This window comes from Pseudoflavitalea rhizosphaerae, from assembly GCF_003991355.1.
GTDB lineage: Bacteria > Bacteroidota > Bacteroidia > Chitinophagales > Chitinophagaceae > Pseudobacter > Pseudobacter rhizosphaerae.
Genome location: NZ_RCSU01000010.1, coordinates 1 through 13,262, shown reverse-complemented (window position 1 = coordinate 13,262; position 13,262 = coordinate 1). Strand labels below are relative to the sequence as shown.

At 49.0% G+C, this 13,262-nt stretch carries 10 protein-coding genes and 1 riboswitch; all 10 genes read left to right on the top strand.

Annotation, left to right across the window (positions count from 1 at the left end; genetic code table 11):
- Positions 1-239 precede the first annotated feature (239 nt).
- The 10 genes from D9Y29_RS17245 to D9Y29_RS17200 all read left to right on the top strand — a co-directional run bounded on the left by D9Y29_RS17245 (position 240) and on the right by D9Y29_RS17200 (position 13,188).
- Positions 240-1,130, top strand: coding sequence for a branched-chain amino acid transaminase (locus tag D9Y29_RS17245; RefSeq protein ID WP_127130484.1), 891 nt, complete (start codon positions 240-242; stop codon positions 1,128-1,130).
- Positions 1,131-1,347: 217 nt separating this feature from the next.
- The gene (ilvD, locus tag D9Y29_RS17240) at positions 1,348-3,027 is read left to right on the top strand and encodes a dihydroxy-acid dehydratase (protein WP_127130482.1); all 1,680 of its coding nucleotides are present in this window, start codon (positions 1,348-1,350) and stop codon (positions 3,025-3,027) included.
- Between the two features lie 33 nt (positions 3,028-3,060).
- Complete coding sequence (gene ilvB, locus D9Y29_RS17235; protein WP_127130480.1) at positions 3,061-4,806, top strand: biosynthetic-type acetolactate synthase large subunit; 1,746 nt, start codon at positions 3,061-3,063, stop codon at positions 4,804-4,806.
- A 183-nt stretch (positions 4,807-4,989) separates the two neighbouring features.
- Entirely contained in the window at positions 4,990-5,583 is a 594-nt protein-coding gene (ilvN, locus tag D9Y29_RS17230) for an acetolactate synthase small subunit (protein ID WP_127130478.1), read from the top strand.
- Between the two features lie 50 nt (positions 5,584-5,633).
- Positions 5,634-6,713 carry a ketol-acid reductoisomerase gene (gene ilvC / locus D9Y29_RS17225; protein WP_127130476.1) on the top strand — a complete coding sequence of 360 codons (1,080 nt, stop codon included), beginning with the start codon at positions 5,634-5,636 and terminating at the stop codon, positions 6,711-6,713.
- Positions 6,714-6,964: 251 nt separating this feature from the next.
- Positions 6,965-8,254 (top strand): threonine ammonia-lyase, encoded by a 1,290-nt coding sequence (gene ilvA, locus D9Y29_RS17220; protein ID WP_277601130.1) that lies wholly within the window; start codon positions 6,965-6,967, stop codon positions 8,252-8,254.
- Positions 8,255-8,367: 113 nt separating this feature from the next.
- Positions 8,368-8,512: riboswitch (SAM riboswitch) on the top strand.
- Positions 8,513-8,832: 320 nt separating this feature from the next.
- Positions 8,833-9,408, top strand: coding sequence for an RteC domain-containing protein (locus tag D9Y29_RS17215; RefSeq protein ID WP_127130474.1), 576 nt, complete (start codon positions 8,833-8,835; stop codon positions 9,406-9,408).
- A 135-nt stretch (positions 9,409-9,543) separates the two neighbouring features.
- The gene (locus tag D9Y29_RS17210) at positions 9,544-10,104 is read left to right on the top strand and encodes an RNA polymerase sigma-70 factor (RefSeq protein WP_127130472.1); all 561 of its coding nucleotides are present in this window, start codon (positions 9,544-9,546) and stop codon (positions 10,102-10,104) included.
- A gap of 12 nt (positions 10,105-10,116) precedes the next feature.
- Complete coding sequence (locus tag D9Y29_RS17205) at positions 10,117-11,121, top strand: FecR domain-containing protein (RefSeq protein ID WP_127130470.1); 1,005 nt, start codon at positions 10,117-10,119, stop codon at positions 11,119-11,121.
- 15 nt (positions 11,122-11,136) lie between these two features.
- Entirely contained in the window at positions 11,137-13,188 is a 2,052-nt protein-coding gene (locus D9Y29_RS17200; RefSeq protein WP_127130468.1) for an STN and carboxypeptidase regulatory-like domain-containing protein, read from the top strand.
- Positions 13,189-13,262 lie beyond the last annotated feature (74 nt).

Genomic DNA, 13,262 nt, shown 5'->3' with positions numbered 1-13,262 from the left:
CCGGCGGGTGTATATTCGCAGAACATCATCTCATTTATGTTCAAAAGCGGAATCATTAATATCATCTCTGTAGTCATCGCAATTATTATTGTGGTGGTGGTGATTATTATTCCCGGAACTCACGGAGGTGGTGCATAGCGATAACTAAAAAGTTTGAAGATACATAGCGACCCGCCTCCCAAGAGGCGGGTCGCTTTTTTTTATGCTAACAAACGCTGGTCATTTTAAAAATCTGAAGTATGCCAACTTATTACAACCAGGATACCATTCTCTACTATAATGGAGAATACCTGAAAGCCGCCGACACCAAAACCGATCTGTACAGCCAGACCCTGCATTACGGGTATGGTGTATTTGAAGGGATCCGCTCTTACCGCACAGAGAGCGGCGAAACAAGGATCTTCAAGGCAGTTGAACATTATGATCGGTTGAAAGCATCCGCTGAAGCGCTGAACCTGCCTTACTCCTGGAGTACCGATGAACTGATCGAAGCAACGTATGAAGTACTGACACGCAACGATCTTCAAAACGCATATATCCGCCCGTTAGTGTTTGCTCCTGCAAACATGGGATTCAATCCGAATACCGAATCCAATATAATGATCGCCGTTTGGGAAATGGGACTGTTCCTGGGAGAAAAGAACCTTCGTGTAATGACCTCTCCCTGGCAAAGACCCAATCCGCTTGGCTTCAAGATCCAGGCTAAGGCAACAGGCCATTATGTGAATTCCATTCTCGCCAGCCAGGACGCCAAGGCCAAAGGCTTTGACGAAGCGCTGCTGATTGATATGAACGGACATGTGGCTGAAGGTCCCGGAGCCAATATGTTCTTTGAGAAGAACGGGATCGTATATACGCCATCGTTAGGAAATATCTTGCCCGGCATTACACGCGCAACAGTGATTGAAATGTGTGAGGAGCTTGGTATCAAAGTAGAGGAGAAAAAAATTACACCGGCAGAACTGAAATCCGCTGACAGTGCGTTCTTCTGCGGCACTGCAGCTGAAGTGGTAGGATTTGAATCATTGGACGAATACATCTTCCCGCAACCCTGGGAAAATTCCATTGGAAAGAAATTGCAAAAATTATATAAGGCAAAAGTCACAGAAGCCGGCGTAGCCGTCAGCTAGTGCTGATAAGCTTCGCCGGAGGCGAAGAAATAGAAGCCACTCGCCGGGAGGCGAGCGGCTGGGCACACTCCGCGGCTCTGCGGGCACACACAGAGGGCCGCCAGTCGCTCGCCTCCGGCGAGTGACAAATATCGGGAGGGCCTCCGGCCCGGCTCTAACATCTCGGACCACGGCTCTAAAAACTTGAACTCAGAAAACAAAACGATAACAAAAACCAATGGCACTCAACAAATATTCACGCACCATCACTCAGGATGTAACGCAACCCGCGGCACAGGCAATGTTATATGGCATCGGATTAACGGATGAAGATCTTGCCAAAGCGCAGGTGGGCATCGTCAGCATGGGCTACGATGGCAATACCTGTAATATGCACCTCAACGATCTGGCGGCCATCGTCAAAAAAGGCGTATGGGAACAGGACCTGGTAGGACTTATCTTCAACACCATCGGCGTTAGCGATGGCATCAGCAACGGAACGGAAGGCATGCGTTATTCCCTCGTGAGCCGCGATATCATTGCGGATAGTATCGAGGCTGTTTGTGGCGCGCAATATTATGATTCAGTGATCGCCATTCCGGGATGCGACAAAAATATGCCCGGTTCCATCATCGCCATGGGAAGGCTGAACAGGCCCGCCATCATGGTGTATGGCGGCACCATCGCTCCGGGTCACTACAAAGGCCAGGACCTGAACATCGTTTCAGCATTCGAAGCATTGGGACAAAAACTCGCAGGCAATTTGGATGAAGCGGATTTCAAAGGCATCATCCAGCATTCCTGTCCGGGTGCAGGCGCCTGCGGCGGCATGTACACGGCCAATACCATGGCATCCGCCATCGAAGCGCTGGGCATGAGCCTTCCGTATTCATCTTCCAATCCTGCCCTCAGTGAAGAAAAGAAAGCAGAATGCCTCGAAGCGGGTAAGGCTATCCGTTATCTCCTCGAAAAAGATATCAAGCCCTCCGATATCATGACGCGCAAGGCATTTGAAAACGCCATCGTTACCATTATGGTCCTCGGCGGCAGCACCAATGCAGTGCTTCACCTCATTGCCATGGCAAAGAGTGTAGGCGTTACCGTTACGCAGGACGATTTCCAGGACATCAGCAACAGGGTGCCTGTACTGGCTGATTTCAAGCCCAGCGGCAAATACCTGATGCAGGACCTGCACAATCATGGCGGCGTTCCTTCCGTGATGAAGTACCTGCTGAAAAAGGGATTGCTGCATGGCGATTGCCTCACCGTTACCGGTAAGACCCTCGCAGAGAATCTTGCATCAGTACCTGATCTCGATTTCGAAACGCAGAAGATCATCCTTCCCCTCGAAACACCTCTCAAAGCAACCGGTCACCTGCAAATCCTCTACGGAAACCTGGCATCAGGCGGCAGTGTAGCCAAGATCAGCGGTAAGGAAGGTGAGTTCTTTGCAGGTCCTGCACGCGTGTTCGACGGAGAGTTCGAGCTGATTGCCGGGATTAACAGCGGCAAGATCCAGCACGGAGATGTGGTGGTGATCAGGAATGTGGGCCCGAAAGGCGCGCCCGGTATGCCGGAAATGCTGAAGCCTACGTCTGCGCTGATCGGCGCAGGTCTTGGTAAAAGCATTGCATTGATTACTGATGGAAGGTTCAGTGGTGGTACGCATGGTTTCGTGGTAGGTCATATCACGCCTGAAGCGCATGAAGGAGGACTGATCGCATTGGTGCAGGATGATGATCCCATTGAACTGGATGCTGTGAAGAACACCATCACGCTGAAAGTTGCTGAAGATGAGATCGCAAAAAGAAGGGCAGCCTGGAAGCAGCCTGAACTGAAAGTAACAAAAGGAATTCTATTCAAATACGCGAAGAGTGTTAAGAATGCAGCGGAAGGATGTGTAACCGATGAAGCATAACCAGCTTAACTCTTCAACATTAAAAAATACATTATGAGCACAACGAAGGCAGCGCCCACACAGTCAAAGGAAGAGAAAAAAGCCTCCACCACTACTGTCAGTGGTTCAGTGGCCGTGCTGGATGCGATCATTGCAGAAGGGGTGGACACTATTTTCGGATACCCCGGCGGCGCTATCATGCCTATCTATGATGCACTGTACGATTACCAGGAGAAACTGAAACATATCCTCGTTCGTCACGAGCAGGGTGGGATCCACGCTGCACAAGGATTTGCGAGAACATCCGGGAATGTAGGCGTCGTGTTTGCCACCAGCGGTCCTGGTGCAACCAACCTTGTTACCGGTCTGGCCGACGCCATGATCGACAGTACGCCACTGGTTGCAGTAACCGGCCAGGTGTTTGCACATCTGCTGGGAACCGATGCCTTCCAGGAAACCGACGTGATCAATATCACTACGCCCGTTACCAAATGGAATTACCAGGTAACAGATGCAACGGAGATCCCGGCTGTAATGGCGAAAGCTTTTTATATCGCACGTACCGGTCGCCCCGGCCCCGTGTTGATCGATATCACGAAAAATGCACAACTGCAACAATTCGATTACGAAGGATACACCAAATGCGAGCATATCCGCAGCTATCGTCCCAAACCGATCATCCGCAAAGAGTATATCAAAGAGGCAGCCGCATTGATCAATGCTGCTGAAAAGCCTTTCGTATTGTTTGGTCAGGGTGTGATCCTCGGCAAGGCCGAGCTGGAATTCAAGAAATTCCTGGAGAAGAGCGGTATCCCCGCAGCCGCCACCATCCTGGGTTTGAGCGCACTGCCCACCGATCATCCGCAGCATGTGGGTATGCTGGGCATGCATGGAAACTATGGTCCGAATGTACTCACCAATGAATGCGATGTGCTCATCGCCATCGGTATGCGCTTCGATGACCGTGTTACCGGAAGGCTGGATAAATACGCCAAGCAGGCGAAGGTGATCCATCTTGATATCGATCCGGCAGAGATCGATAAAAATGTAAAAGCAGCCGTTCCAGTTTGGGGCGATTGTAAAGAAACATTGCCGCTGCTCACAGAGCTGATCGAACCGAAAGTATATCCGCAATGGTTGCAGAAGTTCCGCGATTTCCAGCAGCAGGAGGAAGAGCAGTGTATCACGCCTGAGCTCTATCCTTCAACCGATATTCTCACCATGGGTGAAGTGATCCGTTTGCTGAACGAGCTCACCGGCGGAGATGCAGTGGTGGTAACCGATGTAGGTCAACACCAGATGGTGGCCTGCCGTTATGCGAAATTCACACAGAGCCGCAGCAATATCACCAGTGGTGGCCTGGGTACGATGGGTTTTGCATTGCCAGCAGCTATCGGCGCAAAATTCGGAGCACCCGATCGTACAGTGGTGGCCGTTATAGGCGATGGCGGATTCCAGATGACATTGCAGGAGCTCGGCACTATCATGCAGAGCGGTATCGATGTAAAGATCCTTATTCTCAACAACGAGTTCCTTGGAATGGTGCGCCAGTGGCAGCAGCTCTTCCACGACAAACGCTATTCCTTTGTGAATATCACCAGTCCTGATTTTGTGGCCCTCGCGAAATCATATTATATCGATGGCAATCGCACCGGTGATCGCGCTGAACTGAGGGCAGCATTGCAGACCATGCTTAATCACAAAGGCTCTTACCTTCTGGAAGTGAAAGTGGGCAAGGAGAACAATGTGTTCCCGATGGTGCCACAGGGCTGCAGTGTAGCAGAGATCAGACTGAAATAACAGGGTGTGACTGAAATAACAGGGTGTGACTGAAAATATAGGGTGTGCCCAGTCGCTCGCCTCCGGCGAGTGACTTCTAATTGTTCGCCTCCGGCGAACACTGCGTCGCCGGAGGCGACTAAATAAAAGTCACTCGCCGGAGGCGAGCGACTGGGCACCCGCCGAACATTCAAAACTTTACGTATGTCAAGCAAACAGGAATTCACAGTAACAGTATATACCGAAAACCAGATCGGCCTGCTTAATCGCATAGCCATCATGTTTAGTCGCAGGAAAATAAATGTTGAGAGCCTCAATACTTCACCCAGTGAAGTGGACGGCATTCACCGGTTCACTATCGTGATCAATGAATCCGAAGAAGTGGTGAAGAAACTGGTGCGCCAGATCGAAAAACAGGTGGAAGTATTGCGCGCCTACTACAATTCCGGCGACGAGATCGTTTGGCAGGAACTGGCCATGTACAAGGTTCCTACTGATGAGATCGCGGAAAAAGTAAAAGTGGAAAGACTGCTCCGCGAGTACGGCGCACGTGCCGTAGTGATCCGCAAAGATTATACTGTGTTTGAGACCACCGGTCACCGCGAAGAAACCGATAAGCTCATCAGCGTGCTGGAGCCTTATGGGCTCATCGAGTTCGTCAGGAGTGCACGCGTGGCTATTATCAAGGCCAGCAGCGGCTTCCACGAAAAGCTGAAAGAGTTTGAAGAGACCGTTCCCAGCGAAGAAGTGGTGGAGAACGAGTACCTCAATCGCAACGACGAAGTATTCACAATGTAAATTTCATAACAAGCAACCTAGCTTTCTAACAACCATAAACAATTACGACAATGGCAAAACTCAATTTCGGCGGTGTTGAAGAAAATGTAGTAACCCGCGAAGAATTTCCCCTGGCCAAAGCGCAGTCAATTTTAAAGGATGAAGTAGTGGCCGTGATCGGTTACGGTGTGCAAGGTCCCGGACAGGCCCTCAATCAAAAAGACAATGGTGTGAATGTGATCGTTGGCCAGCGTAAAAATTCCAAAAGCTGGGATAAAGCCGTTCGTGATGGTTTTGTTCCCGGTGAAACCCTCTTCGAGATCGAAGAAGCGCTGCAACGCGGAACCGTGATCTGCTATCTGCTCAGCGATGCTGCCCAGATTGCCATGTGGCCTACAGTAAAGAAATACCTGACACCCGGAAAAGCCCTGTATTTCTCTCATGGCTTCGGGATCACTTATAACGATCAGACCGGTATCGTTCCTCCTGCCGATGTGGATGTATTCCTCGTAGCGCCTAAAGGCTCCGGTACCTCACTCCGCAGGATGTTCCTGCAGGGCCGTGGTCTTAACAGCTCCTACGCTATCTTCCAGGATGCAACCGGCCGCGCATTTGAAAGAGTGGTGGCGCTGGGTATCGCTATCGGTAGCGGTTACCTGTTTGAAACTGATTTCAGGAAAGAAGTTTACTCCGATCTCACTGGTGAGCGCGGTACCCTGATGGGCGCTATCCAGGGCATCTTTGCTGCACAGTACGAAGTACTGCGCAAGAAAGGTCACACGCCTTCTGAAGCATTCAACGAAACTGTTGAAGAGCTGACGCAATCCCTGATGCCACTGGTGGCTGAGAACGGAATGGACTGGATGTATGCCAACTGTTCTACCACTGCACAGCGCGGTGCACTGGACTGGTGGAAGAAATTCCGCGACGCTACACTGCCTGTATTCACTGAACTGTATGAGAGTGTGGCAGCCGGTAAGGAAGCAGCCCGTTCCATCAGCAGCAACAGCCAGCCAGACTATCGTGAGAAGCTGGAACTGGAATTGAAAGAACTGCGCGAAAGCGAACTGTGGCAAGCTGGTAAAACAGTACGCAGCCTGCGTCCTGAAAACCAGGCGGCGCAACCTGCAAAAGCAGTTGCGGCCAATTAAGATTTTTTGCAAGGGTTATGCGGCGGCTGCCTGTGGCCAGCCCGGGGAACGGGGGGCTTCAGACCCCGGACCAACGGAACTGTTCACGGCAGTTGTCCGCCCCGCCCCTGCGAAGAAAGATGTTTTATCGGAGAGCAGTCGCTCGCGTCCCCGCGAGTGACTCATATTTGTTCGCCTCTGGCGAACACTGTGCTCGCCAGAGGCGAGCCAATAATCGTCACTCGCGGGGACGCGAGCGACTGCACCAAAAAATGGCGGACAGGCGCCTGAACCTGCAACAAAACATGAGCACTACTACCAACCTGATGACAGGCCTCGAATTCCACAAAGCAGCCATGCGCCTGCGCAAAGTGGTGAACAGAACGCCCCTTCAGTATTCGCATAATCTAAGCCGTAAGTACGATGCCCAGGTATACCTCAAACGCGAGGACCTGCAGGTGGTGCGCTCCTACAAACTACGCGGCGCCTACAATATGATGAGCAGTCTTGCACCGGAGGAAATGTCCAAAGGTGTTGTATGTGCAAGCGCCGGCAACCATGCGCAGGGATTTGCATTCTCCTGCAAAAGACTCAACGTGAAAGGCGTGGTATTCATGCCCATCATTACGCCCAATCAAAAGGTTTCTCAAACCAAGATGTTTGGGGAAGATAATATCGAGATCAGGCTCGTTGGAGATACCTTCGACGATTGCGCTGCAGCAGCACGCGCTTACACTGAAGCCAATGGTATGACTTTCATTCCTCCATTCGATGATCTGCGTATCATTGAAGGACAGGGAACTGTAGGGCTCGAAATACTGGAAGACCAGAGCGAAGTGGATTATCTCTTCGTGCCTGTTGGTGGCGGCGGACTCAGTGCCGGTGTTGGTGCTTATTTCAAAACATATTCACCCAAAACAAAGATCATTGGCCTGGAGCCGGAAGGCGCTCCCAGCATGAAACAGGCGCTGGAAGCAGGTCATCCCGTGACGCTGGATAATATCGAAAGATTTGTAGACGGTGCTGCAGTAAAGAGAGTAGGAGAGATCACCTTCGAATTGTGCCGCGAAGTGCTTACTGAAATGCACCTGGTCCCCGAGGGAAAAGTTTGTTCCACCATCCTCAAACTCTATAACGAAGACGCGATTGTGGTAGAGCCCGCAGGAGCGCTCAGCATCGCTGCGCTGGACGACTATGCTGCACAGATCAAAGGAAAGACCGTGGTCTGTGTGGTGAGCGGCAGCAACAATGATATCGATCGCATGCAGGAGATCAAGGAGCGTAGCCTTCAGTACGAAGGGCTGAAGCACTATTTCCTGGTAAGGTTTGCGCAAAGACCCGGAGCGCTGAAAGAATTTGTGAACCATGTATTGGGGCCGGAAGACGATATCACCAGGTTTGAATATTATCAAAAACACAATAAGGAAACCGGGCCCGCGTTGGTAGGAATAGAATTGAGAAAGCGGGAAGATTACGATGCATTGCTGAAGAATATGCAGCAATACCAGATCAATTACACCGAGCTGAACAAAGACGATACGCTCTTCGGATATCTGGTGTAACAGGTTCTCTGGATAAAGGCAGGATTTAGTGTTGTGGTAACACAATAAAAAAATATTCGGGAAGTATATGAATCAAAGAGATTGATGTATATATTTGCCGGGTTCTAAGGAATAACTTATCAAGAAAGGCAGAGGGAAACGGGCCCGATGACGCCTTGACAACCTTCCAACAGAGCAGACATAGTGCATCGTCGTTTGTATAACTGTTGGAAAAGGTGCCAATTCCTACCCCCTGCCATGATGGGGGAGAGATAAGTCAGAGTATAGCTTTGAATGGTGAATATGCCTGTATGGGCATTCCTATATAATTGAAGCTCGTCTGACTAAAATCGGATGAGCTTTTTTGTTTGCGCCTCCTCTGAAACCCAGTACCGGGCGCTTACATGTACGTTTGTTTAATAGTAGATTTTCTCATGTGACCGTTTGGTCTAACCAGGGATTGTTTTTACTTTCCCTGCTTTTTTTTAGAGCCGCATTCACGTAGGGACAGTTGTAACAGTTATTACACTTTGGTCAGGGTAATACGATGTTTCAAAGCGAAACAAGGGGCAAGTATTTTGCTTTTAACTGTCTGAGCTATGAAAGAACAATATCGTCAACTGTATGAAAAAATGCTGGTTGAGATGGAAGTCTGCGGTAAACGGTTTGCCACTGAGAAAGAACAGATCGAATGCTGCTTTCAAACATGCGAACGTAACTGGAATGCCTTGCTGCAACTGCTTGACCATCGACAGTTCCGCAACGTCAATGATGAGATCTGGTTCTTTAAAACAGTGAAGCCCGCCTTTACCGGAATGCTGGAATATTTTGCACTGGTGTACAAGGCTGCGTTATTCCACCCGGAATCAGGCAGCGATGTGCAGGAGATCAATAATTTCTGGAGAAAAGAACTGCGCCACGCCGAAAAATTCCTCGAAGAGAACGAACAATTCTATCATTATTATAAAACTGGAAGAACCGAAATGGACGAAGTATATTTTGTCCGGACAGTCCATCCGCAAGACCCCTCTGTGCCTGTTGCTTACAGAAGTCATCACGGCACCATCTCCTTTCACAACAACTCTTCCCACGATGGCCTGTTTGCCGCTATCCAGGCGCGCGACAAATACCTGGGCTACGTAAAACGAAAAATTCAAACGGTTGAATCACAATAAGTTCAATGTTGTGCCGCTATTTATTTGATCAAACCTGCATTCTGCCATAGGGGTAAGCCATTTCCCGGTTGTCATATTAATAAAGGTCAATTGGGCGAAGCTGTTATCTTTGGCGCCAGATTTCAAAATCTACGAATGGCAGTATCGGAAGCAGGGAGAACACACTTGCTGGGCACAGCATTTGAGAATGTTTTTAAAAGTCATTTTAAAAGCCTTCACTCCTATGCATATACGATAGTCAAAGATGATATGGTTGCTGAAGAGATGGTCCAGAATGTATTTTGCAAGATTTGGGAAAAGAAAGGACATCTCGATATCGAAACTTCGCTCACCGCTTATCTGTACAGGGCCGTTTACAACGAAAGCCTGAATCACATCAAACATCAGAAAGTAAGATTGGCCTACCAGGCGCATGCCACTTATCAAATGAAAGAACAGTCTGATTCTGCTTCAAAAAAAGTATTGTTGAGCGATCTTGAACAAAAGTTGCGGAAAGCTATGAGCGAGCTGCCGGAACAATGCCGTACCATTTTTCAGATGAGCCGTTTTGAAGAACTCAAATACCAGGAGATCGCCAACCGCCTGGGAATCTCTGTCAAAACCGTAGAAAACCAGATGGGGAAGGCGCTCAAATTGCTGCGAAGCAAATTGGTCGACTTCCTGCCACTGTTATTGATAATCCTGACCAACCTCTAAAACGAAAACTGATTGAATGCCGAATTTTACAATATAAGTGATGACCTGCTGGTGAAATACCTGCTGGGTGAGGCGTCTGCCGGTGAGCGGGAAGAGGTGGAACATTGGATCGGTGCCAGCCCGGACAATCTGCGTTATTATGAGCAGTTCAAATTCATCTGGGATGAAAGTCAGGAGCTGGCCGCCAAAAGTTCCGTGAACGAGAACGATGCCTGGAAACGGTTCCAGCAACGCATCAGCCGTGAGGAAAGTACTCCCGAAATGACCCTGGTGGAACCGGCACGCACAAAATGGTATGATACGCGCATAGCCGCCGCCGTTATTATGCTGGTGGGAGTGGCCGCCCTGCTCTTTTTCATACTGGTGCCCTTTAAGTCTGGCAAACAGGTTGTGCTGTCTGCAAAATCGCAATCAAAAGCCGAAACCCTGCCCGATGGATCAGTGGTTACCCTCAATAAGAACTCCACTATCTCCTATACAGATGCATTCAAAGGAAAAGACAGAACCGTGAAATTGAAAGGCGAAGCCTTCTTCCAGGTGAAAGCAGATATTAAGAAACCCTTCATCGTTACCATCAATGATGTAACCATCACGGTACTGGGAACTTCATTCAATGTAAAAAGCAACAACGGTAAAACTGAGGTAGTGGTTGAAAGCGGATTGGTGAAAGTGGAATACGCTACCAGGTCCATTCAACTGAAACAGAAAGAAAAACTGGAGGTCGAAACCGGCGATACAGTACTGGTGAAGGAGCCCGTTACAGACCAATTCTATAAATTCTACCGGACACGCGAATTTGTTTGTGATGATACACCGCTCTGGAAGCTGGTACAGGCAATGAATGAATCCTACCATGTAAATATTCTGATCGAAAATCCTGAATTCAGGAATATTATGTTCACCGGAACTTATTACGATATGTCATTGCAGGAGTTACTCGACATGATCGTAGATACATCCTATCCATTATATGATATCACCGTGGAAAAAAAGGATTCCTTCATCATACTGAAATAGGCTTAGTACAGCAGCATGAGAACAATAACCAATGTGAAAAAGACGGGCCTTTGCGCTTTGCTCTCCTTATTATTCCTATTCCTTTATCAAACGGGTAAGGGACAATCGCCGTTGGACCGGACGGTAACGCTGGAGGTGAACCGCCAGCAACTGGCCCATGTACTGGAGATCCTCAGCAACAAAGCGAATTTCTATTTTTCCTATAACAGCAATATCGTTCGTAAAGACAGCCTGGTTTCCCTCAATGTGCAAAGCAGGTCTGTTGGTTATATCCTCCGGCTGCTTTTCAATGAAGGATACGAATTCAAGGAGAGTGGTAACTATATCATCATCCGCCGCAGGCCCATCCAGGTGCCGCTCATCACCACCCAGGCTGCAAGCGAAGATAACCAGTACTATGTTTCTGGCTATATCTTCGATGACCAGACCGGAGACCGGGTAGTGAATGCGAGTGTATTCGAAAAAAGCCAGCTGGCCTATGCGCAAACCAATACCGAAGGTTTTTTCAAACTGAAACTGAAAAGCCGCTATAAACAGGCGAGCATCACCGTTAGTAAGCAATACTATGAGGATACCACGGTTACCATTCGTCCCAAATTCAACCAGGAGCTTTCCATCACCATCATGCCTGTGGAGATCTCAGATCAGACCACTATTATCGGCCCTTATACTTTCCAGGCGCCTGATTCCATCGTGATCGCCGTCCGCAGCCCGGACAGTACACACTGGCTCTACACATACCGGAAAACCGATTCCGTGATGGTTGAGAAGACCGCCATGGGGAAATTCCTGGTAAGCACCATGCAGCAGATCCAGAGTATCAACCTCAGCAAATTCTTTACTGTCCGGCCCTACCAGGTATCGCTGGTGCCCGGCATCAGTTCAAATGGAAAAATGAACAGCCAGGTGATCAACAATTTTTCATTCAATATCCTGGGAGGTTATTCCGGTGGAGTGAATGGATTTGAACTGGGCGGTTTATTCAATATCAATAAGAAGGATGTTCGTTTTGTGCAGATAGGCGGTTTGCTCAATGTGGATGGTAAAAGCTTCACGGGAGTGCAGATCGCGGGCATACATAATACTGTACTCGATAGCGTAAATGGCTGGCAGGTGGGCGGTATCGGCAACTTCGTGAAGCGGAATGTGAACGGCTGGCAGATCGGTGGTATCTATAATCATACTGGCGGCGCTTTCAAAGGCGTGCAATTGAGTGGTATTGCCAATTTTGCCGGGAAGGAATTCCGGGGGCTGCAGGGCAGTGGCAATTATAATGTAGCGGGTAATGCTTTTGTTGGTGCACAGATCGCTGGCACTATCAATTTTGCACGGGGCAATACCCTGGGAGCTCAACTCGCTGGTAATGGAAATATCAACTGGAAGGACCTGGAAGGCGCACAGATCAGCGGTCTGGCTAACCTGAATGGAAGACATATGAATGGTGCACAGATCGCGGGATTGGGCAATATCAACGGAGGAGAGATGCGCGGCGCGCAGATATCGGCTTTACTGAACTATACCAAAAAACTCCGCGGCGTTCAGGTTGGTCTCGTGAATATTGCCGATACTTCAGATGGTTACAGTATCGGTTTGATCAATATTATTTTCAAAGGATATCATAAGCTCAGTTTATATACCAATGATGTGCTGCCTTTCAATGGCGCATTCAAAACCGGTAACAGCAAATTGTACAGCATACTGCTGGCAGGTGTGAGTGTAGGTTATGGCAATGATACACTCGATAAAGCCTGGAGCTTCGGTTATGGTATCGGCCGTGAATGGCCGCTTGCAAAAAAATGGGCGTTGAATACGGAACTTACTTCGCAACATATTTACCTGGGCGACTGGGACCATCTCAATCTCCTGAACCGCGTGAACATCAACGCGCATTTCAAGATCAATAAACTGATCAGCATTTTTGCCGGCCCGGCTTTTTCAATTTATTATTCAGATCAGACCATCAAACACGATGGATTCAAGCTGGAGATGGCGCCTGATAGTCATTTCAAGTTTGACGACAGGGTGAAAGCCTGGTTCGGATTCAGCGCTGGTATCGACTTTTTCTAATACTCGACGTGTGCCCAGTAGCTCGCCTCCCGGCGAGTTACTTCTATTCCGTCGCCTCCGGCGACACAGTGTTC

Excerpts from the sequence above, each read along its gene's own strand:
- D9Y29_RS17245 (WP_127130484.1), top strand. The coding sequence starts at position 240 with ATGCCAACTTATTACAACCAGGATACCATTCTCTACTATAATGGAGAA.
- ilvD (WP_127130482.1), top strand. The coding sequence starts at position 1,348 with ATGGCACTCAACAAATATTCACGCACCATCACTCAGGATGTAACGCAA.
- ilvB (WP_127130480.1), top strand. The coding sequence starts at position 3,061 with ATGAGCACAACGAAGGCAGCGCCCACACAGTCAAAGGAAGAGAAAAAA.
- ilvN (WP_127130478.1), top strand. The coding sequence starts at position 4,990 with ATGTCAAGCAAACAGGAATTCACAGTAACAGTATATACCGAAAACCAG.
- ilvC (WP_127130476.1), top strand. The coding sequence starts at position 5,634 with ATGGCAAAACTCAATTTCGGCGGTGTTGAAGAAAATGTAGTAACCCGC.
- ilvA (WP_277601130.1), top strand. The coding sequence starts at position 6,965 with ATGGCGGACAGGCGCCTGAACCTGCAACAAAACATGAGCACTACTACC.
- D9Y29_RS17215 (WP_127130474.1), top strand. The coding sequence starts at position 8,833 with ATGAAAGAACAATATCGTCAACTGTATGAAAAAATGCTGGTTGAGATG.
- D9Y29_RS17210 (WP_127130472.1), top strand. The coding sequence starts at position 9,544 with ATGGCAGTATCGGAAGCAGGGAGAACACACTTGCTGGGCACAGCATTT.
- D9Y29_RS17200 (WP_127130468.1), top strand. The coding sequence starts at position 11,137 with ATGAGAACAATAACCAATGTGAAAAAGACGGGCCTTTGCGCTTTGCTC.